The sequence below is a fragment of the Micrococcus endophyticus genome (genome assembly GCF_014205115.1).
GTDB classification, from domain to species: domain Bacteria; phylum Actinomycetota; class Actinomycetes; order Actinomycetales; family Micrococcaceae; genus Micrococcus; species Micrococcus endophyticus.
On the sequence record NZ_JACHMW010000001.1, the window covers coordinates 1,535,968 to 1,556,291 of the forward strand.

The 20,324-nt window shown below is 74.5% G+C and carries 20 protein-coding genes; 12 read left to right on the top strand and 8 right to left on the bottom strand.

The window, feature by feature from the left end; genetic code table 11:
• Positions 1-65: 65 nt before the first annotated feature.
• On the bottom strand, positions 66-1,301 hold the full coding sequence (locus HDA33_RS07000) for a TIGR01906 family membrane protein (protein ID WP_184172107.1): 1,236 nt from the start codon (positions 1,299-1,301) through the stop codon (positions 66-68).
• A gap of 43 nt (positions 1,302-1,344) precedes the next feature.
• On the bottom strand, positions 1,345-2,904 hold the full coding sequence (ahcY, locus tag HDA33_RS07005; RefSeq protein ID WP_221432971.1) for an adenosylhomocysteinase: 1,560 nt from the start codon (positions 2,902-2,904) through the stop codon (positions 1,345-1,347).
• A 203-nt stretch (positions 2,905-3,107) separates the two neighbouring features.
• On the opposite strand from ahcY, the gene HDA33_RS07010 reads away from it, so the two are divergent.
• From HDA33_RS07010 to HDA33_RS07020, 3 genes are all read left to right on the top strand, one after another.
• Positions 3,108-4,349 carry an ammonium transporter gene (locus tag HDA33_RS07010; protein ID WP_184172109.1) on the top strand — a complete coding sequence of 414 codons (1,242 nt, stop codon included), beginning with the start codon at positions 3,108-3,110 and terminating at the stop codon, positions 4,347-4,349.
• Positions 4,350-4,387: 38 nt separating this feature from the next.
• The gene (locus HDA33_RS07015; RefSeq protein WP_017487971.1) at positions 4,388-4,735 is read left to right on the top strand and encodes a P-II family nitrogen regulator; all 348 of its coding nucleotides are present in this window, start codon (positions 4,388-4,390) and stop codon (positions 4,733-4,735) included.
• Positions 4,736-4,812: 77 nt separating this feature from the next.
• Positions 4,813-5,949 (top strand): tyramine oxidase subunit B, encoded by a 1,137-nt coding sequence (locus HDA33_RS07020; protein ID WP_184172111.1) that lies wholly within the window; start codon positions 4,813-4,815, stop codon positions 5,947-5,949.
• Between the two features lie 59 nt (positions 5,950-6,008).
• Here the strand turns inward: HDA33_RS07020 and HDA33_RS07025 are convergent, their stop codons facing one another.
• Entirely contained in the window at positions 6,009-6,554 is a 546-nt protein-coding gene (locus HDA33_RS07025; RefSeq protein WP_184172113.1) for a HutD family protein, read from the bottom strand.
• Positions 6,555-6,591: 37 nt separating this feature from the next.
• The gene (locus tag HDA33_RS07030; RefSeq protein WP_184172115.1) at positions 6,592-7,491 is read right to left on the bottom strand and encodes a LysR substrate-binding domain-containing protein; all 900 of its coding nucleotides are present in this window, start codon (positions 7,489-7,491) and stop codon (positions 6,592-6,594) included.
• Positions 7,492-7,604: 113 nt separating this feature from the next.
• On the opposite strand from HDA33_RS07030, the gene HDA33_RS07035 reads away from it, so the two are divergent.
• From HDA33_RS07035 to HDA33_RS07045, 3 genes are all read left to right on the top strand, one after another.
• Positions 7,605-8,765 (top strand): FAD-dependent oxidoreductase, encoded by a 1,161-nt coding sequence (locus HDA33_RS07035; protein ID WP_184172117.1) that lies wholly within the window; start codon positions 7,605-7,607, stop codon positions 8,763-8,765.
• A complete protein-coding gene (locus HDA33_RS07040; protein ID WP_184172119.1) occupies positions 8,762-9,994 on the top strand; it encodes an allantoate amidohydrolase in 1,233 nt (410 codons plus the stop codon). Before HDA33_RS07035 ends, HDA33_RS07040 begins: the two co-directional genes overlap by 4 nt.
• A 106-nt stretch (positions 9,995-10,100) precedes the next feature.
• A complete protein-coding gene (locus HDA33_RS07045) occupies positions 10,101-10,919 on the top strand; it encodes a FadR/GntR family transcriptional regulator (protein ID WP_017487977.1) in 819 nt (272 codons plus the stop codon).
• Between the two features lie 24 nt (positions 10,920-10,943).
• On the opposite strand, the gene HDA33_RS07050 is transcribed toward HDA33_RS07045, so the two are convergent.
• Positions 10,944-11,351, bottom strand: coding sequence for a DUF3499 family protein (locus HDA33_RS07050; RefSeq protein WP_221432972.1), 408 nt, complete (start codon positions 11,349-11,351; stop codon positions 10,944-10,946).
• Positions 11,352-11,414: 63 nt separating this feature from the next.
• On the opposite strand from HDA33_RS07050, the gene HDA33_RS07055 reads away from it, so the two are divergent.
• A complete protein-coding gene (locus HDA33_RS07055; RefSeq protein WP_246416903.1) occupies positions 11,415-11,990 on the top strand; it encodes a hypothetical protein in 576 nt (191 codons plus the stop codon).
• Positions 11,991-12,044: 54 nt separating this feature from the next.
• Here HDA33_RS07055 and HDA33_RS07060 read toward each other — a convergent pair whose 3' ends face one another.
• A complete protein-coding gene (locus HDA33_RS07060) occupies positions 12,045-12,575 on the bottom strand; it encodes a WhiB family transcriptional regulator (RefSeq protein WP_184172125.1) in 531 nt (176 codons plus the stop codon).
• Between the two features lie 242 nt (positions 12,576-12,817).
• Between HDA33_RS07060 and HDA33_RS07065 the strand changes: the two genes are divergently transcribed.
• The gene (locus HDA33_RS07065; RefSeq protein WP_184172127.1) at positions 12,818-13,471 is read left to right on the top strand and encodes a TIGR03089 family protein; all 654 of its coding nucleotides are present in this window, start codon (positions 12,818-12,820) and stop codon (positions 13,469-13,471) included.
• 32 nt (positions 13,472-13,503) lie between these two features.
• Here HDA33_RS07065 and HDA33_RS07070 read toward each other — a convergent pair whose 3' ends face one another.
• Positions 13,504-14,112 (bottom strand): GtrA family protein, encoded by a 609-nt coding sequence (locus HDA33_RS07070; RefSeq protein WP_158492217.1) that lies wholly within the window; start codon positions 14,110-14,112, stop codon positions 13,504-13,506.
• Positions 14,113-14,303: 191 nt separating this feature from the next.
• Between HDA33_RS07070 and HDA33_RS07075 the strand changes: the two genes are divergently transcribed.
• The 4 genes from HDA33_RS07075 to manA all read left to right on the top strand — a co-directional run bounded on the left by HDA33_RS07075 (position 14,304) and on the right by manA (position 19,141).
• Complete coding sequence (locus HDA33_RS07075; RefSeq protein WP_338104281.1) at positions 14,304-15,542, top strand: 5-(carboxyamino)imidazole ribonucleotide synthase; 1,239 nt, start codon at positions 14,304-14,306, stop codon at positions 15,540-15,542.
• Positions 15,539-16,096 (top strand): 5-(carboxyamino)imidazole ribonucleotide mutase, encoded by a 558-nt coding sequence (gene purE / locus HDA33_RS07080; RefSeq protein ID WP_184172129.1) that lies wholly within the window; start codon positions 15,539-15,541, stop codon positions 16,094-16,096. The genes HDA33_RS07075 and purE overlap by 4 nt, the downstream gene beginning before the upstream one ends.
• Positions 16,096-17,742, top strand: a complete 1,647-nt coding sequence (locus tag HDA33_RS07085) for an LCP family glycopolymer transferase (protein ID WP_184172131.1) — start codon at positions 16,096-16,098, stop codon at positions 17,740-17,742. The genes purE and HDA33_RS07085 overlap by 1 nt, the downstream gene beginning before the upstream one ends.
• Before the next feature lie 154 nt (positions 17,743-17,896).
• Entirely contained in the window at positions 17,897-19,141 is a 1,245-nt protein-coding gene (manA, locus tag HDA33_RS07090) for a mannose-6-phosphate isomerase, class I (RefSeq protein ID WP_158492219.1), read from the top strand.
• A 123-nt stretch (positions 19,142-19,264) separates the two neighbouring features.
• Here the strand turns inward: manA and glpX are convergent, their stop codons facing one another.
• Positions 19,265-20,296 (bottom strand): class II fructose-bisphosphatase, encoded by a 1,032-nt coding sequence (gene glpX / locus HDA33_RS07095; protein WP_184172133.1) that lies wholly within the window; start codon positions 20,294-20,296, stop codon positions 19,265-19,267.
• Positions 20,297-20,324: the final 28 nt, after the last annotated feature.

Here is a 20,324-nt window from a genome sequence, read left to right on the forward strand (position 1 = left end):
TCGTGCTCCCGGCCGCAGGGCCGGCGCGGCTCGGCGCCGGTTCGGCTCGGCGCAGCGCGGTCGGATCAGCGCACCTGCGAGTCCTCCTCGCGGGCCCAGCGCAGGCGGGTGTCCAACAGCTGGCCGCGGCGGTCCGCGGACATCTCCCGACGCCGGCGGGTGGGCCACGTGAACACGAGCGTCACCAGCGAGGCGATCAGGGCGATCGCCCCGACCACGAGGGCCGCGTCCACCCAGAACTGCTCCGGGTAGAGGCGGATGAGGGCGTCGCGCGCGGAGAACGTCCAGGTGCCGTCCGCGAAGAACAGCGAGTGGAAGCCGGCGAAGAAGGTCTCCCAGCCGAGCACCGCCAGCACCGCGAGCGCGATCAGCGCGAGCGGCAGCCACAGGGCGCCGGCGAACAGGGCGCGGCGCACCCCGCCGGGGCTGGTCCGCAGCAGGTGGGCGATCAGCAGGGCGCAGACCACCACGAGCGCCACGAGCGCCGCCAGGGCGATCCACAGGACCACCTTGACGTCCGTCATGTGCGAGACCTCGGCCTCGGTGAACAGCGGCTCGCCCTGGTGGGTGAGGCTGCTCAGGTACCGCGACCCGGCCAGGTTGGTCACGTAGTCCAGCCCGGCGGAGCCGTAGTGCATGCGGTCGCCCGTGTCGAAGCCGAACCGGTCCGCGGGGAAGCCGGGCCGGTGGTACTCGAGCCACAGGAAGGCCGGGCTCGCCACGAACCGCACGGCGGTCAGCAGCAGGGCCAGCGGGGCCAGGATCGCCAGCAGCACCTGGGCGACGCGCGGGCCCGCCTTGGGCAGGCGCGCCCGCTCCTCGGGGGTGGGGCCCTGCAGGGCCACGGACGAGCTCGCCGCGTAGGCCGCCGAGGCGTCCTGCGGGTAGCGGTCCGCCGGGTCGGCCGCGCTGGAGCCCGAGGCGGAGCGGGCGCCCACGGCCGCGCTCAGCGGGCCGAGCTCGTCGGCCCCGGGCAGCGGGCGCCGGTCCGAGGACGGCACCGCGCGCGAGGCCACGATGTCCCGCTCCCGCGCGTCGGGCATCCCCCGCTCGGCCGGCCGCTCGGCGCGGCCGTCCGCCGCGGCGGCGTCCCCGCCGCGCAGCGCGGCGAGGTCCTCCGGACTGAGCGCGGAGGTGTGCTGCACCCCGGCGTCGTCGCGCCCGGAAGCGGGCAGCGCCTGGGTGCGGTTCGGGTCCTCCGCGGCGTCGTCCTCCGCGAACGCGCCGTAGTCCAGTCCGGACTCGAAGTCCTCTGCCCCGGCGCGCTCCTCGCGCCCGCGGCCGGCCTGATGCGAAGCCATGCTCGTCCCTCCTCGGGTGGGTCCGTCCGCGGGTGCGCGGCGGTCAGTAGCGGTAGTGGTCGGCCTTGTACGGGCCGGCCACGTCCACGCCGAGGTACTCGGCCTGGGACTTGGTCAGCTCGGTCAGGCCCACGCCCAGGGCGTCCAGGTGCAGGCGGGCGACCTTCTCGTCCAGCACCTTCGGCAGCGTGTAGACAAGCTTCTCGTAGTGCTCGCCGGTGAGGGCGCCGGTGCCGGTGGAGCCGCCGAACAGCTCGATCTGCGCCATCACCTGGTTGGTGAAGGACGCGCTCATCACGAACGACGGGTGGCCGGTGGCGTTGCCGAGGTTCAGCAGGCGGCCCTCGGAGAGCACGATGATGCTGCGCTCGGAGTCCGTGCCCGCATCCAGGGTCCACTCGTGGACCTGCGGCTTGATCTCCGTCTTCACCACGCCGGGGATGCGGGCGAGACCGGCCATGTCGATCTCGTTGTCGAAGTGGCCCACGTTGCCCACGATCGCCTTGTCCTTCATCGCGGCCATGTGCTCGGCCATGATGATGTCCTTGCCGCCGGTGGTGGTGACGAACAGGTCGCCCTGCCCCACGACGTCCTCGAGGCGGGCCACCTGGTAGCCGTCCATGGCGGCCTGCAGCGCGCAGATCGGGTCGATCTCGGTGACGATCACGCGGGCGCCCTGGCCGCGCAGCGCCTCGGCGGCGCCCTTGCCCACGTCCCCGTAGCCGCAGACCACGGCCACCTTGCCGCCGATCAGCACGTCCGTGGCGCGCATGATGCCGTCCGGCAGGGAGTGGCGGATGCCGTACTTGTTGTCGAACTTGGACTTGGTCACGGCGTCGTTGACGTTGATCGCGGGGAACAGCAGGCGGCCCTCCTGGGCCAGCTGGTAGAGGCGCAGCACGCCGGTGGTGGTCTCCTCGGAGACCCCGCGCAGGGTGGAGGCGGTGCGGGTCCAGCGTTGCGGATCCTCGGCGAGGGAGCGGCGCAGGGTCTCGAGGATGATCCGGTACTCCTCGGGATCGTCCTCGGTGGCGCTCGGCACGGCGCCGGCGGCCTCGAACTCCACGCCCTTGTGCACCAGCAGGGTGGCGTCGCCGCCGTCATCCAGGATCATGTTGGGGCCGAGCTCGGGGTCCTCGGCCGCGCCGGGCCAGGTGAGGATCTGCGAGGCGGTCCACCAGTAGTCCTCGAGGGTCTCGTTCTTCCACGCGAACACGGGCACGCCCTGCGGGTCCTCCGGGGTGCCGGAGCCCACGACGACGGCGGCCGCGGCCTCGTCCTGCGTGGAGAAGATGTTGCAGGAGGCCCAGCGGACCTCGGCGCCCAGGGCGGTGAGGGTCTCGATCAGCACGGCGGTCTGCACGGTCATGTGCAGCGAGCCGGCGATCCGGGCGCCCGCCAGCGGCTGGGACTCCCCGTACTCCTCGCGCAGGGACATCAGGCCCGGCATCTCGTGCTCGGCCAGGCGGATCTGGTGGCGGCCCGCCTCGGCCAGGGAGAGGTCCCGGACCGTGAAGTCGAACGCGGCGCCGGGCACGGTGGCGCGGTTGGCGTAGGCCGGGTCGACGTCGGGCGTGCGGGACTCTGCGGGGGTCTCAGTCATGCGCCCCAGCCTACCGATGCCGCCCGTCGGGAACGCGGCCCGCGGTCCCCGGGCGACCCGGTCCGGTCCCGGCCCCCGCTCGGCCGGGGTCCCGTAACGCGTGCGTCACGAACGTGGACACCCTCACGTCACCGTGCAATCTATCTTCTAGAGGTTAGGTGTTACCGATCCTCCCCCCATCCCCCCACACAGAGGAGACGCGCATGCAACCGGCAGACATCGCCTGGATACTCGCGGCGGCGGCCATGGTGCTGCTCATGTTCCCCGGACTGGCATTCCTGTACGGCGGAATGCTCGACGACCGCAACGTCCTCAACATGCTCATGATGGTGATGAGCGGCCTCGCGGTCGGCGGCGTGGCCTACGTCGTCCTGGGCCACGGCCTGGTGTTCGGCGACTCGGTGGGCGGGCTCCGCCTGATCGGCAACCCCGCGGAGTTCGCCTTCTTCGACGCCTTCGTCGCCGACGACGGGGCCGGCGGGACGATCTCCGCCGCCTTCTTCATCCTCTTCGCCGCCATCAGCGTCTCGCTCGTCGCCTCGGGCGCGGCCGGGCGCATGAAGTTCGGCGCCTGGCTCGTGTTCGCCGCCCTCTGGGTGCTCCTGGTCTACAGCCCGCTGGCCCACTGGGTGTTCGCGTTCGACGACGAGGAGACCGGCGTCGTCGGCGGCTGGATGGCCAACGTCCTCGGCCTGCACGACTACGCCGGCGGCACCGCCATCCACATGAACGCCGGCGCCGCGGGCCTCGCCCTGGCGATGGTGCTGGGCCGGCGGCACACGGGCACCGCGATGCGCCCGCACAACCTGCCGCTGATGCTCATCGGCGTCGGCATGCTCATGATGGGCTGGATCGGCTTCAACGGCGGCACCGCCGCCGGGGCGAACCACGTCGCGGAGTACGCCGTGATGACCACCATCCTCGCCACGTGCGGAGGCATGCTCGGCTTCATCGCCGTCGAACGGGTCCGTGACGGCCACGCCACCCTCCTGGGCATGGGCACCGGCATCATCGCCAGCCTCGTGGCCATCACCCCGGTGGCCGACGCCGTGCACCCCATCGGCGCGATCCTCGTCGGCTTCCTCGGCGCCGCGGCCGCCGCGTGGGCCATCACCTGGAAGCGCCGGCACCGGATCGACGACTCCATGGACGTGTTCGCCGTGCACGGGATCGCCGGCATCGCCGGGGCCATGTTCGCCGTCTTCTTCGCCACCGCGGCGGCCCCGGCCGGGATGGCGGGCGTCGTGTTCGGCGGCGATCCGAGCATGATCTGGCGCGAAGCGCTCGCGATCGTCGTGACGCTCGTGTACTCGTTCGGCATGACCTACGCCATCGCCTGGGTCATGGACCGGATCCACCCCATCCGCGTCCCCGAGGAGGGCGAGGAGCTCGGGCTCGACCGGGCCCTGCACGCCGAGTCCGCGTACGACGGCGGCATCATCTGACCACCCCGCACATCCGCGGCAGCAGCAGGAGGAACACCATGAAGCTCATCACCGCCGTCATCCGACCGAGCCGGCTCAAGAAGGTCGGCAACGCCCTCGAGGCCGCCGGCCTCACCGGCCTCACGGCCACCGAGGTCCAGGGACGGGGCGCCCAGGGCGGCCGCACCGAGTACTACCGCGGAGAGGCCCACGACGTCGTCTTCCGCACCAAGGTCCGCCTCGAGATGGTCGTCGCCGACGAACAGCTGGAGGACGCCATCGACGTGCTGGTCGCCGCGGCGCGCTCCGACGACGAGGGAACGATCGGCGACGGCAAGGTCTGGGTGACCGACGTCGTCCGCGTCGTCCGCGTCCGCACCGGCGAGACCGGCCCCGAGGCCGTCTGAGCCGGCCCCGAAGCCGTCCGACCCGACTCCGACCGCCCACCCCCGCGACCACCTCACCCCCAAGAAAGAGGAGCCCCATGTCCACCGAGATCAACTTCCGCTACCTCAGCGAGCCCGACATGATCGAGGCCGGCGTCGGCGACCTCGTGCGCTGCACCGACGTCATGGAGGAGGCCCTCGTGCTGATGCGCAAGGGCGACTACATGATGGCCGGAGAGAACGGCAACTCGCACGGCGCCATGATCACCTTCCCCGGCGATCCCGAGCACGAGGGCATGCCCAAGGACGGCCCGGACCGCCGCTTCATGGCCATGCCCGCCTACCTCGGCGGGCGCTTCGGCACCACCGGCGTGAAGTGGTACGGCTCGAACGCGGAGAACCGCGCCAAGGGCCTGCCCCGCTCCATCCACGTGTTCGTCCTCAACGACCGTGACACGGGCGCCCCGCTGGCGATCATGAGCGCGAACCTGCTCAGCGCGTACCGCACCGGCTCCGTGCCCGGCGTGGGGGTCAAGCACCTCGCCAAGGAGGACGCGAAGACCGTGGCGGTGGTGGGCCCCGGCGTCATCGCCCGCTCCACGCTGGAGACCACGCTCGCTCTGCGCCCGTCCATCGACACCCTCACCGTGAAGGGCCGGGGCGCGGCCAGCACCCAGGCGTTCGTCGACTGGGCCACCGCGACGTTCCCGCAGCTCACGAGCGCCACGGTCTGCGAGAGCATCGAGGAGGCCATCGCGGACGCCGACATCGTCATGGCGACCACCACCACCGACGCCGCCGGCAGCTCCGCCTTCCCCTACTTCCCGAAGTCGGCGATCAAGCCCGGCGCGCTGCTGCTGCTGCCCGCCGCGGCCCGCTTCGACGACGACTTCCTCGCCGGCGACGACGCCCGCCTCGTGATCGACGCCCAGGGCCTCTACGACGCGTGGCTCGAGGAGTACGGCGCGCAGGCGTACCAGATCCTCGGCATCCCCGGCTCGCACTGGTTCGGCCTGGTGGAGCAGGGCGTGCTACCCGCGGAGAAGATCGAGGAGATCGCGGACATCGCCACCGGCGCCCTGCCCGCCCGCCGGAACGACGAGGAGATCATCCTCTACTCCGTGGGCGGCATGCCGATCGAGGACGTCGCGTGGGCCACGGACCTCTACCGCACGGCCGAGGAGAAGGGCATCGGCACGGTGCTGAACCTCTGGGAGACCCCGGCCCTGGCCTGAGCCCTCCCGGGACGGGCCCCGCGCCCCAGGACGGCGCGCGGCCCGTCCGCGCGCCGGCGTCAGGACAGCACGAGCAGCGCCCACGTCCCCGCCCGCGCGGCCGTCCACGCGTCGGCCTCGGAGCACCTGAGCAGGTCGAAGGGCCCGACGTCGCCCGCCGGCTCGAGCGCCACCGCGAGCGTCTCGCCCGCGGGGGCGGGCGACCCGGACGTCGGCGACCACAGCCGAGGGAGCGGCGGGGCAGGCTCCCCGGTCCGCTCCACCATGAGGTTCACCGCGTGGCAGGGCGTCGGCAGGTCCACAAGGTCGACGGTCGCGCCGCCGTCGAACTCGCACACGGTCCCGGCCTGCACTGGGGTGCGCATCCCGTCCACGGTCAGGACCACGTCCCCGCCGACGGGCAGGAACCGGCGGTGGCGGCCGGGCAGTGGCGAGAACGGCGCCGCCCGCTCGAGCGAGGCCACGCTGAGGCGCCAGCGGGGCAGGCCCGGCGTGAGGATCGCGGACTCCTGAGGGGAGACCAGCTCCACCGTGGTGCCGGCTCCGTTCGCCCACCGCACCGACGGCCGGTCCCGGTGTCGCGCGATCAGCGTTCCGATGCCCATCGGCCCAGCGTAGCCAGGCCGCGCCGGCGGATCGGCATCACGTCGCCTCGCTCGGCGGGGGCTCCGCGCCGGCTTCGAGGACGTGGTCGGCGAAGGCGCGGGCCGCGGCGCCCATCGTCCCGTGCCAGACCACGGAGAGCTCCGTGGTCGGTCGGGCGTCCAGCGGCCGCGCGACCACGCCCGGCATGCGCAGGCGGGCGACGGACTCGGGCAGGATCGACAGCCCCACGCCCGCCGCGACGAGGCCCAGCACGGTCTCCTGGTGCACGGTGCGCTGCACCACGTCCATCGTCGCGCCGCCGGACTCGAGGGCCTCGGTGATCCGTGCGAGGTAGCCGGGCATGAGCTCGGCGGGGAAGAGGACGAGGGGCTCCCCCACGAGCTCGGCGATCGGCACCTCCGCGTGGGAGGCCAGCCGGTGCCGCTCCGGCAGCACCGCGACCAGCCCCTCGCTGAGGACGTGCTCGCGACGCACTCCGGGCGTGGGGACGAGGTCCCTGACGATCCCGACGTCGAGCCTCCCCTCCGCCAGCCCGGCCAGCTGCTCGGCGCTCGTGAGAGGGCTCAGCGTCAGCTCCACCTGCGGGAAGCGGCCCTGGAAGGCGTGGACGGCCCGCGGGAGGATCGAGTAGCTCGCGGAGCTGACGTAGCCGATCCGCAGCCGCCCCCGGATCCCCCGGTGCACCTCGGAGAGCTCCGCGACGGCCGCGTCGAGCCCCTCGAGCAGCTCCCGCACCTGGGCGCGGAACGCCTCGCCCTCGGGGGTGAGCCCGACCCGGCGCGAGGTGCGCTCGAACAGGGTGACGCCCAGCTCCTTCTCGAGGGACTTGACCGCCACGGACAGCGGGGGCTGGGAGACGTGGAGCCGAGCGGCGGCCCGGCCGAAGTGCAGCTCCTCGGCGACCGCGAGGAAGTAGCGCAGCTGACGCAGTTCCATAGGGCGACCCTATCGCTTCCCCCGCATTCGATATTGGACCGCACCACGGATCGCGGGTGGACTGGAGTCGTGCCGGACCCCGGGCACGCACCATCACGAACCCAGGAGCGCACATGTCTTCCTCCGACTTCATCGTCATCGGCGCCGGACTCGCCGGGGCGGCCGCCGCCTGGCACCTCGCCGAGGCCGGCCACCACGTGAGCGTCCTCGAGCGCACGACCCCCGGCAACCACGAGGGCAGCTCCCACGGCTCCGCCCGCATCTTCCGCTACGCCTACCCCGAGAAGGCCTACACGGACCTCGTGGTGCGCGCCCGGCAGGGCTGGGACCAGCTGGAGGCCGCGAGCGGCCGCCGGCTCATCACCCCCACCGGCTCCGTGGACTTCGGAGACCTGCGCGATCCCAGGGGCCTCGCCGCGGTGCTCGAGGCCTCGGGCGTGGCGCACGAGCTGCTCTCCGCCGACGCGGCCCGGGAGCGCTTCCCGCAGATCGCCTTCGACACCGAGGTGCTCTACCACCCCGACGCGGGGGTCCTCGACGCGCTGGGCACGATCGAAGCGATGCTCGAGCTCGCGCAGGCCACCGGCCGCGCCGAGGTCCACACCCACTGGGAGGCGGCCGGCATCCGCCGCACCGCCGGCGGCTTCGAGGTGCGCTCGGCGGACGGGCGCAGCGTGACCGGGGCGAAGGTCATCGTGGCCGCCGGCGGCTGGCTGCCGGCCCTGCTCGGCGACCTGGCCCTGCCCGCGGGCTTCCTGGAGTCCGTCCCCGCGTTCGAGGTGCGCGAGGAGCAGGCCTTCCACCTGCCGTGGCGCGAGGCCGACGAGTCCGGCGCCGCCTACCCGGCCTGGCCCACGTTCATCCACAAGCGCTCCGAGATGCAGACCTACGGCCTGCCCGGGGGCCGGGACGCGGGATTCAGCGGGCAGAAGATGGCGCAGTACAAGGGCGGGCCGGTCCTGCCCTCCGCCCGGGACCAGTCCGGGCTCATCACCGAGGAGATGCGCCGCAGGGTCCAGGACTACGCCATGCGGTACCTGCCCGGCGTCGTGCCCGAGCCCTACGCCGAGGCCACGTGCCTGTTCACCATGACCCCGAACGAGGACTTCGTGATCGACGAGGCCGACGGCGTCGTCCTCCTCTCCGCCTGCTCCGGCCACGGAGGCAAGTTCGCCCCGCTGCTGGGCGAGCTGGCCGCGGGCCTGGCCACGGGCGCGGGAACCGTGCCCGACCGGTTCCGCGTCGCCCACCACCGGGCGGAGGCCCAGCGGTGACCGCGCCCGCGACCCGCCGGGTCACCTCCCTGATGGCCGCCATCGCGGACACGGGCCGGGACAGGACGCGCGGCGGCTACACCCGCCCCGTCTACTCCACGGCCGAGCTCGACCTGCGCGGCTGGTTCGTCGCAGAGGCGCAGGCCCGCGGTCTGGACGTGGAGACCGACCGCAACGGCGTGATCTGGGCCTGGTGGGACCTGCCCTCGCGGGACCGTGCCGGGGCGATCGTCACCGGCAGCCACCTGGACTCGGTCCCCGGCGGCGGCGCCTTCGACGGGCCGCTGGGCGTGGCCTCGGCCCTGGCCGCCGTCGACGTGCTGCGCGAGCAGGGCCGCCGGCCGGACCGCGCGCTGGCGATCGCGGTCTTCCCCGAGGAGGAGGGCTCCCGCTACGGCATCGCCTGCCTCGGCTCCCGGATCCTCACGGGCGCCATCGCCGTCGAGAAGGCCCTGGCCCTCAAGGACGAGGACGGCGGCACCTTCGCCGAGCACTCGCGCGCGGCGGGCCTCGACCCGGAGCGCATGGGCCCGGACGCCGAGCGCCTGGCGCAGATCGGCGCGTTCATCGAGCTCCACGTCGAGCAAGGCCGGGGGCTGATCGACCTCGGGCAGCCGGTCGCCATCGGGTCATCGATCCTCGGCCACGGCCGGTGGCGGCTCACCTTCACCGGCCAGGGCAACCACGCCGGCACCACGCTCATGCGCGACCGGCACGACCCGCTCGTCGCCGCGGCGGGCGTGATCGCCCAGATCCCGGGCATCGCGGCCCGGCACGAGGGCGCCCGCGCCACCGTGGGGCGCCTGCAGCCGGTCCCCGGCGGCACCAACGTGATCGCCTCGCGCGTGGACGTGTGGCTGGACGTGCGCCACCCCGAGGACGCCGTCACGGCCCTCGTGGTGGAGCAGATCGCCGCGCTCGCCCGGGACCTGGCGGCAGGCCAGGGATGCGGGGTCGACCTCCGCGAGGAGTCGCTCTCCCCGACCACGCACTTCGACCCGGGGCTGCGCCGCCGCCTGGAGGACGCCCTGCCGGACGCCCCCGTGCTCGACACGGGCGCGGGACACGACGCCGGCATCCTCGCCGCGCACGTCCCGACGGCGATGCTGTTCGTGCGCAACCCCACCGGCGTCTCCCACGCACACGAGGAGCACGTCGAGGACGACGATGCGGAGACCGGCGCCGAGGTGCTGGCCGACGCGCTGATGGGCGACCTGGGCATCGCCTGACGAGGGGCCGCCGACGCCGGGAGGGACCCTCCCTCCCGGCCTCGGGGCGGTCGGACCGTCCGGGTCCGAGCAGGATCCCAAAAATACCTATAGGGTCTGCATGTATATGGACACCATCGATCTCCCCCTCCCCCCGGCCGCCCTGCGGATCGGCGCCGACGAGGTGTACGCCGCGCTCATCGAGGCCATCTCCACCGGGCGCATCCCGGCCGGCGAGCGGCTGCCCTCCGAGGAGGCGATGGCCGCGCACTTCAAGGTGGCCGCCATGACGCTGCGCCAGGCCCTGGCCCGGCTGCGCGGCGACGGATACGTGGCGACGAGCCGCGGGCGCCACGGCGGCACGCGCGTGGTCGCGGACATCGCGGAGAAGCTCGAGGCCGAGGCGCTGCGCCACCACGTCACCATCGACGAGCTGCGCGTCCTCACGGACTGGCGCCGGGCTGTCTCGGGCGAGGCCTCCCACCTCGCGGCGCTGCGCGCCCGCGAGACCGAGATCGCCGACCTGCGCCGCCTCGAGGACGAGTACCTGCAGGTCATCGAGAGCACCAGCGGCCGGCGGTTCGCCGACGCGCGGCTGCACATCCACGTGGCGAAGATGTCCGGCAATCCCCGGCTGGTCCAGGCCGAGCGCGAGATCCAGGAGCAGCTCACCCGGTTCATCCGCGTCACGTCCCTGCCGGAGGTCAAGGCCGCCCACGAGGACATGGACCACCGCGAGCTCCTGGGCGCGATCCTCGCCGGCGATGCCGAGGCGGCCCGGACCGCGCTCCTGCACCACGTGGAGGTCACGTACTTCTGGGGCACCCTGCAGCCACACATCGTGGGCGGGGACCACGGCGCCACCGTGCTGCGGATCGAGCCGGGGGCCCTGGAGGCCGGCGTGGCACGGCGCCCGGACCCCGACGCCGCGGCCTCCGGGAGCTGACGGCCGCGCAGGACCGGCGGCCCCTCAGTCGTCGTCGCGGACCAGGCGCAGGCCGGGGCGGGCCGGCGGACGGGGCACCGCGGGCTCGTCGTCTCCGGCGGCGGAGGCGGACAGGACGACGCGCGGCGCCGTGCGGGCGGGCCGGGGGGCGACGTCGGAGGGCTCCGCCGCCGGGACGGCGCGCGGAGCGGTGGGCACCGTGTGCACGGTGCCGTCCGGCGCGGTCGTCTCGTAGTGCTCGGGCAGCTCCAGGCGCAGCACCTCCCAGCCGCGGGGGGCCGTGGTGCGGCGCGCGTGCTCGGCGCAGAGGTCGTAGGTGTGCGGCTCGGCGCGCTGCGCCAGGGGGCCGATCACCACCTGGGAGTCGGCGTAGTTGTACGTCAGCGTGGCCAGGGCCGGGCTCTGGCATCCGGTCTTGCTGCAGCGTCGCATGGGTCCCACGGCAGACCACCCTACTCGGCCCTCCCGCCCGCGCGGTGGCCTACCATGGCGCGCATGACCGCGCCCGCCTCCCCCGACCCCCTCGCCCCCCTGCCCGCCGGGGAGGGCGACGCGGCGGGGGCCGAGCCGGGCGCGTCCGGCGGCCCGGCCGAGACGGGAGCCGCCAGGCCGGGCGCCGCCGCGTCCGGCGCGGGCGACCACGGCGCGCGGCGCACGCGCGACCGCCGGGGCCGCGGGCTGCGCCACCCCCGTCCCTTCGGGATGCGTTCGGAGCGGGGCCGCGGCGAGGCGCTGCTCACCGCCGTGGAGAAGGCCGTGGACCGGCTGGCCGCCCTCGAGGCGCCCGGGCTGCGGCACGTGACCGCGCGCGTGGAGCGGATCCCGGACCGCCTGGACGAGCGGCTGCATGCGCTGCGCGCCGGGGCGGAGCGGGACGAGGAGACGCTGTTCGCCCGGGCCGAGCGCCAGGGCGGGGACGGGGTGGTGATCACCCTCTTCGAGCGGCCCCTGCGGGAGGCCGCCGAGCCGGACGACCTCGAGGGGGCCGTCTACGGGGTCGCGCTGAGCCGCTGCGCCGACGCGCTCGGGGTGGACCCGCGCGTGCTGGACCCGGAATGGGGCCGCGGCTGAGCCGGGGCCGTTGACGCCGCCGTCGTCCCCCGCCGGGAGGGCAGGGCCGAGGCGTCAGGCGCGGGCGCGGCGCAGCCGGCGGCGCTCCCGCTCCGAGAGGCCGCCCCAGATGCCGAAGCGCTCGTCGTTCTCCATGGCGTACTCGAGGCACTGGTCCTTGACCACGCAGGCCTCGCACACGCGCTTGGCGTCCCGCGTGGAGCCGCCCTTCTCCGGGAAGAACGCCTCGGGGTCCGTCTGGGCGCACAGCGCGTCCACCTGCCAGGCCAGCTCGCCCTCGACGGGCTCGGTGACCAGGCCCGCGATCGCGACCCAGTCGTCCGCGACGGGCGCGGCCTCGACCGGCCGGCCGGCGTCGCCCGGGAAGAGGGCGGTGACGGTGGCGGACGGGGTGCCGGCCTCGTCCTCGAGGTCGTGGGCGGAGAGCAGGGCGGTGGCCTGGTCCTCCAGGGTGGCGGCGTCGGCGCCGGCCAGCGGATCGGCCGGGTCCAGGAACCAGTCACTGGGGACTCCGCGCGGGCGAGGCGCCGCCGCCTGCGCCGACTCGGCGCGGTGCGTGTCCTCGACTCGCTGCGTGTGCTCCATGTGAGACGCCTCTTCCCAGGCTCGACGTGGCTGACGCGGGATCCCGTTCTCCTGCCGGTCCGCGCGGGCCCCGGACAAGCCGGTGCGGCGCCTGTGAGAGGCCGCTGACCCGGCCTTCATTACATCGGTGTGATTCGTGTCCCGTCAAGCCGAGCACGGGCCCGCCGGGGCCCCGGACCTCGGCCCCGGGGCCGACCCCGGGGGGCCGCCGCGGCGCGGGATCGGGGTGCCAGACTGGGTGCATGGTCTCCCTCTCCGCGCCCCGCTCCACCGGCCCCCTCGTGCTGCGCCTGGCCTCCTCGCCGCGCCCCGCGCTCGTGCAGGAGCCGGGCGCCCCCGGCGAGCACGGCGCCGTGGACCAGCGCATCGAGCTCTCCGGTCGCGTCACCGTGAACTGGGCGGCCAAAACGGCCGGCCTGCTGGCGGACGAGGGCGTCGGCCCCGGCGACCCGGTGGCCCTGGACCTGCCCGCCCACTGGCTCTCCCACGCCCTGGCCCTCGGCGTACTCTGCGCCGGCGCCGAGCCCGCCGAGGACGGCGCCGCCCCCGCGGCCGTCCTGACCGACCGCCCGGAGCGCTGGACCGACCCGGCCACTGCGGTGTTCGTCGTCGCGCTGCCCCGCGGGCTCGAGCTCCCGACCGGCGGCGCCGTGGCCGACCCGCCCGCGGTGGACGTGGCCGCCGAGATCCTCGGCCAGCCCGACGCCCTGCCCGGCCCCGTGGACCACGTGCGCCCCGAGGCCCTGCCGGCCGCCGACGTCGCCGCGGCGGACGGGGACGCCCGAACTGACGAAGACCAGGACGACGACGGCCCGCGCCCCCGCCTCACGTGGGCGGGGATGCGGGCCGTGCTGGAGGCGTGGGACGCCGGGCGGGCGGTACAGGTGCGCCCCTGACCGGGCGCAGCCTGCGGACCCGCGAGCCGGGCTCAGGAGGCGCGGTGGCGGGCCGGGCCGTCGTCCCGGCGGACGTGGCGCTCGGCCGGGCGGCCCCGCGCCTCGTGGCGGCCGTGCGGGTGCAGCTGCTCGTCGCGCAGCACGGGCATCTGGCCGGTGATGATCGCGATGTCGTTGGCGAAGCCGGGCTCCACGTCCAGCTCCTCCTTGAACACCCAGAACCGGTAGGCGAAGTAGCGGAACACGGTGCCGAAGAACAGGCCCACCACGTTGCCGGCGATGAACAGGCCGCCCGGGTCAGTCACGCCCATGAAGTACTGCGCGATGAACACGCAGCCCGCCTGGATGCCCAGGCCGATCGCGTTCATCAGCAGGAACATGACGAGCTCGCGGGTCTTGTTGGACGAGCGCTTCTCGCGGAACGTCCAGTAGCGGTTGGCGACCCAGCTGAACAGGGTGGCCACCACGCCGGCCACGATCTTGGCCTTGACGTTCGAGCCCTCGAGCGGGCCCGTCATCATCCACCAGAACACCAGGGAGTCGATGACGAACGCGGCCGCGCCGACGGTGCCGAACTTGGCGACCTCACGCCACAGCATCGACACCAGGCCGGTCAGACGGCTCCAGAGATCGGACAGCATGGGCGGGAGACCTCGGTTCGGGACGGGAACGGGGACCGCGCGGACGCGGGGCGTGCGGGGCCGCCCGAAGGGGCCGGGCCCGCAACGGGCTGGGAACACTGTAGCCCCGGGGACCCCCGATTCCGGGCGGGTCCCGGGACTCGTCAGGGATCCGTGACCGAGTTCTCAGGCGACGCGACTAGCCTGGACCGGTGACTTCCCCTCGACTCGGTGTGATCGGCGGCGGGCAGCTGGCCCGCATGATGGCGGGCCCCGCCGCGGAGCTCGGCGTGCCCTTCCGCGTGCTCGCGGAGGCCCCGGACGCGTCCGCGGCCCAGGTGGCCCCGCATGTGGTCGGCGACCACACGGACCTGGCGGACCTGCGCGCCTTCGCCGCCACGGTGGACGTGGTGACCTTCGACCACGAGCACGTGCCCACCGAGCACCTGCGCGTGCTGCAGGAGGCCGGCGTCGCCGTGCGCCCCGGCCCCGAGGCCCTGCAGCACGCCCAGGACAAGCTGGTGATGCGCGCCGCCGTCGAGCGCCTCGGCCTGCCGAACCCGGCCTGGGCCGCGGTGCGGGACCTCGACGAGGTCCTCGCGTTCGGCGACGAGCACGGCTGGCCCATGATCCTGAAGACCCCGCGCGGCGGCTACGACGGCAAGGGCGTCCTGAAGCTCGACGACGCCGACGACGCCCGCGCCTCCGCCGCGGATGGCACCCTGGGCACGTGGCTGGGCGCCGGCATCGCCCCGCTGCTCGCCGAGGCCCTCGTGCCGTTCGCCCGCGAGCTCTCCGCTCAGGTGGCCCGCACCCCCTTCGGGCGGGTCGCGGCCTACCCCGTGGTGGACTCCGTGCAGGTGGCCGGGGTCTGCGACCTCGTGGTCGCCCCCGCCCGGGACCTGGACCCGGCCGTTGCCGAGGCCGCCACCGCCGCCGCCGTGCTGCTGGCCGAGGAGCTGGACGTCACCGGCATGCTCGCCGTCGAGCTCTTCGAGACCCCCGGCGTGGGCCCCGGCTTCCAGGTCAACGAGCTGGCCATGCGCCCGCACAACTCCGGGCACTGGTCCATGGACGGGGCCGTCACCGGACAGTTCGAGCAGCACGTGCGCGCCGTCCTGGACCTGCCGCTGGGCGAGACCGCCCCGCGCGGGGCCGGCGTCGTCATGAAGAACCTGCTCGGCGGCGCCCGCGAGGACCTGCACGCCGGCCTCTCCGACGCCCTCGCCGCCCACCCGCAGGCCAAGGTCCACCTCTACGGCAAGGCCGTGCGGCCCGGCCGCAAGGTGGGCCACGTCAACGTCGTCGCCGACCACGGACTCACCCTCGAGCAGGCCGTGCGGGCCGCCGAGTCCGCCGCCGCCGTGCTGCGCGACGGCGCCGCCCCGGACGCCGTCGGCGCGTCCCCCTCCTCCCCCGCCACCCCCACCCCGCCGGAGGCCCGCCCATGACCGCCACGCCCCAGAACCCCGCCCAGCCCCTGCAGGACGACGCGCCCGTCGTCTCCGTGGTGATGGGCTCCGACTCCGACTGGCCCGTGATGAGCGCCGCCGCCGAGGCGCTGCGCGAGCTCGACGTGCCCGTGGAGGTCGGCGTCGTCTCCGCCCACCGCATGCCCCACGAGATGGTGGAGTTCGGGGCCCGCGCCCACGAGCGCGGCATCCGGGTGATCGTGGCCGGCGCCGGCGGCGCCGCGCACCTGCCCGGCATGCTCGCCTCCGTCACGCCGCTGCCCGTGATCGGCGTGCCCGTGAAGCTCAAGAGCCTCGACGGCCTGGACTCCCTGCTCTCCATCGTGCAGATGCCCGCCGGCGTCCCCGTGGCCACCGTGTCCGTGGACGGCGCCCGCAACGCCGGCCTGCTGGCCGCCCGCATCCTCGCCTCCGCGGACACAGCGGAGGGCGAGCGCCTGCGCGCCGCCCTGACCGAGCACGCCGCCGAGCTCAACGCCCAGGCCCAGGCCAAGGGCGCCCGCCTGCGCGAGCGGATGGTCGCCGACCGCTGATGTCCCACGCTCCCGGCCCCTTCCCCGCCGCCGGCGCGCTGCGCGACCCCGTCCGGGACCCGCGCGTCGCCTCCCCCACCGAGCGCACCCGCCGCGCCCTGATCCTCACCCTGCTGACGCTGTTCGTGCCGGGCGGGGCCCAGGTGGTGGCCGGCAGCCGTCCGCTGGGCCGCGCGGCCCTGCGCGTGACCGTCGCCGTGTGGGGCGTGCTGCTGGCGGGGCTGCTGTGGTGGCTCGTCCACCGGGCCAGCCTCATCTCCCTGCTCGCCCGGGACGGCGTGCTGCTCGTGCTGGCGATCGCGCTGGGGCTGCTGGCCGTGGGCTGGGCGGTGCTGTGGATCGACACGCTCCGGCTGATCCGCCTGCACCTGCTGGCGCCCGGGGCGCGCAAGGCCACCGCCGTGGCCACCGTCCTGGCGCTCGTCCTCACCAGCGGAGCGCTGCTCTACGGCGGGTGGGCCACGAACGCGGGCCGCGGCGCCCTGGGCGACGTCTTCGGGGACGGCCCCGCCGTCGCCCGGACCGAGGGCCGGTACAACATCCTCGTGATGGGCGGCGACGCCGGCGAGGGCCGCGAGGGCCTGCGCCCGGACTCCATCCACGTGGCCTCCGTGGACGCCCGCAGCGGCGCCGTCGTGATGTTCTCCCTGCCCCGCAACCTCCAGAATGCGCCCTTCACCGAGGGCTCTCCGCTGTGGAGCGTCTACCCGGACGGCTTCTCCTGCGGCGACGAGTGCATCCTCAACGCCCTCTACACGGACGTGGAGACGCGCCACCCGGACCTCTACCCGGACGCCGAGGACCCCGGCGCCGAGGCCATGATGGACGCCGCCGGCGGCATCCTCGGCCTCGAGATCTCCGGCTACGCCCTCATGGACATGGGCGGCTTCGCCCAGCTGATCGACGCCATGGGCGGCGTGGACCTCGTCACCGGCGGCTACGTGGTGCACCGCGGCGTCCGCCCGGACGGCGAGTGGGGCAACATCTGGTGGGAGCCGGGCGAGCACCACTTCGACGGGGAGGACGCGCTCGCGTTCGCCCGCTCACGGCACTGGTCCACGGACTACGCCCGCATCCGCCGCCAGCAGTGCATGCAGGCGGCCATGCTCGCCCAGTTCAGCCCCGGCACCGTGCTCACCCGGTTCGAGCAGATCCTCGACGCCGGCCAGCAGATCGTCACCACGAGCCTGCCGCAGTCCCAGCTCGGCACCTTCGTGGACCTCGCCGAGCGCTCCCGCGGCCAGGAGATGCGCCGGCTCACCGTGGGCCCGCCCGACTTCGGCGACACCGGGGACCAGTTCACGACGTTCCCCGACTACGGGCTCGTCCACCAGCGCGTGGACGAGATGCTCGCCGAGGAGCCCGGGCAGGCCGGGGGTGCGACGGGCGGCGAGGCGGGCCACGCGGCCGGCGTCGGATCCGGGGCCTCGGCCCTGCCGCTGCTCACCGTGCTCGCCGTGGCGGCCCAGGAGGCCGTCCCCGACGAGGTGGACGAGGACGACCCGGCCACCTGGCCGGCCCCGCCCACCCGGCCCGACGGCGGCGCCTACACCGCCGAGGACCTCATGCTGGCCGAGGACCTCGGCCAGGAGGACCTGCTCAACCACGCCTCCTCGACCAACGGGCTCTGCGCGCCCGGCCGCTGACCCCGCCCCGGCACTTTCGTGCGGGAAACGGGAGGCTCGCCCGGTGCTTTCGTGCGGGAAACGGGAGGCTCCGGCCCCCGGACGCGCCCCGCGCACCCCGACGACGGCCCGCCAGGCCGCCGATCGGCGTCGCGCCTGGCCTAGGCTGGTCGGCATGCACGTCCTGAAGCCCGTCATCCGCGACTACGCGTGGGGCTCCCCCACGCTCCTGGCCCGCCTGCAGGGCCGGGAGCCCACCGGCCGCCCCGAGGCCGAGATGTGGCTGGGCGACCATCCGGGCGCCCCGTGCGGCGTCGTCGTGGGCGACGGCTCCGTGACCGGCCTCGACGAGCTCACCGCCGCGGACCGCGAGCGCTGCCTCGGCCCGAACGTGGACACGGACCGGCTGCCGTACCTGGCGAAGCTGCTCGCCGCGGGCGCGCCGCTGTCCATCCAGGCGCACCCCACGCTCGAGCAGGCCCGCGCCGGCTTCGCGGCCGAGGAGGCCGCCGGCGTGCCCGTCGACGCCCCGCACCGCAACTACAAGGACGCCAACCACAAGCCGGAGATGCTGGTCGCCCTGACCCACTTCTCGGCGATGTGCGGCTTCCGCTCCCCCGAGGTCTCCTCGGACAGCTTCGAGGCCCTCGCCCACGCGCTCACCGAGCACGCGGACGGGGACACGTCCGCCGTCGCCGTCGCCGCGGCCCGGATCAGCCAGACGCTCGCCGCCGGAGACCTCGAGGACGCGTTCACCGCGATCCTCGACCCCGAGTCCGTGTGGGCGGCTCCGGGCTCCGTGGCCCAGGTGGTGGAGGTCCTGCGCGCCGCCGAGGACCTCGCCGAGCGCGACCCCTCCCTCGCCACCGCCCTCGAGGTGGCCGAGCACTACCCGGACGACCCCGGCGTGATCGTGGCGATCCTCCTCAACCGCGTGGACCTCGCCCCCGGCCAGGCCCTGCACCTGCCCGCCGGCAACGTGCACGCGTACCTGCACGGGCTCGGCGTGGAGGTGATGGCCGCCTCGGACAACGTGCTGCGCGGCGGGCTCACGGCCAAGCACGTGGACGTCGAGGAGCTGCGCCGGGTGGTGACGTTCGAGGCGGTGCCCGTGCCCTCGACCGAGCCCGAGCGCGTGGCGGACTCCGTGGTGGCCTTCCGCCCGCCCTTCGACGAGTTCGAGCTGCTGCAGGCCACCCTCGAGGACGACGCCGTCCGTGAGCTCGACGTCCACGGGCCCGGCATCGCCGTGGTCACCCGGGGCAGTGCGCACCTGCGGCTGGCGGGCCAGGAGGTCACCCTCGGCCCGGGCGAGGCCGTGTTCCTGCCCGCCGCCGAGACCGCGACGGGGCCGCTGGCCGTCCGCGCCGCCGACGGCGCCCCCGCCACGGTCCACGTCACGGGCCTGCCCCGCCGCTGACCCTCCCCCGGGGCCTCCCCAGCCCCTCCCCAGAGACGACTTTCGCTCGGGAAATCGTCGTCACCATCCCGGGATTCCGGGGCGGTGGCGACGATTTCCCGAGCGAAAGCGCGGGGGGGTGGGTCAGCGGCCGGTGCGGGTGCCGCGGTCCTCGAGCCACTTGGACCACTTGCGCACGTCGTGCTCGGCGTCCACGGTGCGGACGGTGCCGGACCAGGAGCGCATCACGATCGACTGGGTGACCACGCGGCCGTCCACGAAGCGCACGCCGCGCAGCAGGTCGCCGTCGGTGATGCCGGTGGCGGCGAAGTAGCAGTGGTCCGAGGTGACCAGGTCGTTCGTGGACAGGACGGCGTCCAGGTCCAGGCCGGCGTCGAGGGCCCTCTGCTTCTCGGTTTCGTCCGTGGGGGCCAGGCGGCCCTGGATCACGCCGCCGGTGGCCTTGATGGCGCACGCGGTGACGATGCCCTCGGGGGTGCCGCCGATGCCCATCATCATGTCCACGCCGGTGTCCGGGCGGGCGGCGGCGATCGCGGCGGCGACGTCGCCGTCGAGGATGAACTTCACGCGGGCGCCGGCCTCGCGGATCTCCTTGACCAGGCCCTCGTGACGGGGGCGGTCCAGCACGCACACGGTCACCTGGGAGGCCGGCTTGTCCAGCGCCTTGGCCACGAGCGCGACGTTCTGCTTCACCGGCAGGCGCAAGTCCACGAAGTCCGCGGCCTCCGGGCCCACCACGAGCTTGTCCATGTAGAACACGGCGGAGGGGTCGAACATGGTGCCGCGCTCGGCCACCGCGAAGACGGACAGGGCGTTGTTGTAGCCCATGGCGGTCAGGCGGGTGCCGTCGATCGGGTCCACGGCCACGTCCACGGGAGCGCCGGAGCCGTCGCCGACCTCCTCGCCGTTGAACAGCATGGGGGCCTCGTCCTTCTCGCCCTCGCCGATCACCACGGTGCCGGCCATGCTCACGGTGTCCATGAACGCGCGCATCGCGTCCACCGCGGCGCCGTCGGCCTTGTTCTTGTCGCCGTAGCCGACCCAGGGGCTCGCGGCGATGGCCGCCGCCTCGGTCACGCGGACCAGCTCCATGGCCAGGTTGCGGTCCGGGACGTGGTTCTCGTAGCCGGTCTTCTCCGAGGACGCGCTCGTCATCGCTGCTCCGATCCTTGCTCGCGGCGCA

What these genes read in the sequence shown, in the direction of transcription:
- HDA33_RS07050 (WP_221432972.1), bottom strand. Translation starts at nt 11,351, where the DNA reads ATGCGACGCTGCAGCAAGACCGGATGCCAGAGCCCGGCCCTGGCCACG.
- HDA33_RS07085 (WP_184172131.1), top strand. Translation starts at nt 16,096, where the DNA reads ATGTCCCACGCTCCCGGCCCCTTCCCCGCCGCCGGCGCGCTGCGCGAC.
- HDA33_RS07055 (WP_246416903.1), top strand. Translation starts at nt 11,415, where the DNA reads ATGACCGCGCCCGCCTCCCCCGACCCCCTCGCCCCCCTGCCCGCCGGG.
- glpX (WP_184172133.1), bottom strand. Translation starts at nt 20,296, where the DNA reads ATGACGAGCGCGTCCTCGGAGAAGACCGGCTACGAGAACCACGTCCCG.
- HDA33_RS07030 (WP_184172115.1), bottom strand. Translation starts at nt 7,491, where the DNA reads ATGGAACTGCGTCAGCTGCGCTACTTCCTCGCGGTCGCCGAGGAGCTG.
- HDA33_RS07065 (WP_184172127.1), top strand. Translation starts at nt 12,818, where the DNA reads ATGGTCTCCCTCTCCGCGCCCCGCTCCACCGGCCCCCTCGTGCTGCGC.
- manA (WP_158492219.1), top strand. Translation starts at nt 17,897, where the DNA reads ATGCACGTCCTGAAGCCCGTCATCCGCGACTACGCGTGGGGCTCCCCC.
- HDA33_RS07010 (WP_184172109.1), top strand. Translation starts at nt 3,108, where the DNA reads ATGCAACCGGCAGACATCGCCTGGATACTCGCGGCGGCGGCCATGGTG.
- ahcY (WP_221432971.1), bottom strand. Translation starts at nt 2,904, where the DNA reads ATGACTGAGACCCCCGCAGAGTCCCGCACGCCCGACGTCGACCCGGCC.
- HDA33_RS07070 (WP_158492217.1), bottom strand. Translation starts at nt 14,112, where the DNA reads ATGCTGTCCGATCTCTGGAGCCGTCTGACCGGCCTGGTGTCGATGCTG.
- HDA33_RS07035 (WP_184172117.1), top strand. Translation starts at nt 7,605, where the DNA reads ATGTCTTCCTCCGACTTCATCGTCATCGGCGCCGGACTCGCCGGGGCG.
- HDA33_RS07025 (WP_184172113.1), bottom strand. Translation starts at nt 6,554, where the DNA reads ATGGGCATCGGAACGCTGATCGCGCGACACCGGGACCGGCCGTCGGTG.
- HDA33_RS07045 (WP_017487977.1), top strand. Translation starts at nt 10,101, where the DNA reads ATGGACACCATCGATCTCCCCCTCCCCCCGGCCGCCCTGCGGATCGGC.
- HDA33_RS07000 (WP_184172107.1), bottom strand. Translation starts at nt 1,301, where the DNA reads ATGGCTTCGCATCAGGCCGGCCGCGGGCGCGAGGAGCGCGCCGGGGCA.
- HDA33_RS07015 (WP_017487971.1), top strand. Translation starts at nt 4,388, where the DNA reads ATGAAGCTCATCACCGCCGTCATCCGACCGAGCCGGCTCAAGAAGGTC.
- HDA33_RS07060 (WP_184172125.1), bottom strand. Translation starts at nt 12,575, where the DNA reads ATGGAGCACACGCAGCGAGTCGAGGACACGCACCGCGCCGAGTCGGCG.
- HDA33_RS07020 (WP_184172111.1), top strand. Translation starts at nt 4,813, where the DNA reads ATGTCCACCGAGATCAACTTCCGCTACCTCAGCGAGCCCGACATGATC.
- purE (WP_184172129.1), top strand. Translation starts at nt 15,539, where the DNA reads ATGACCGCCACGCCCCAGAACCCCGCCCAGCCCCTGCAGGACGACGCG.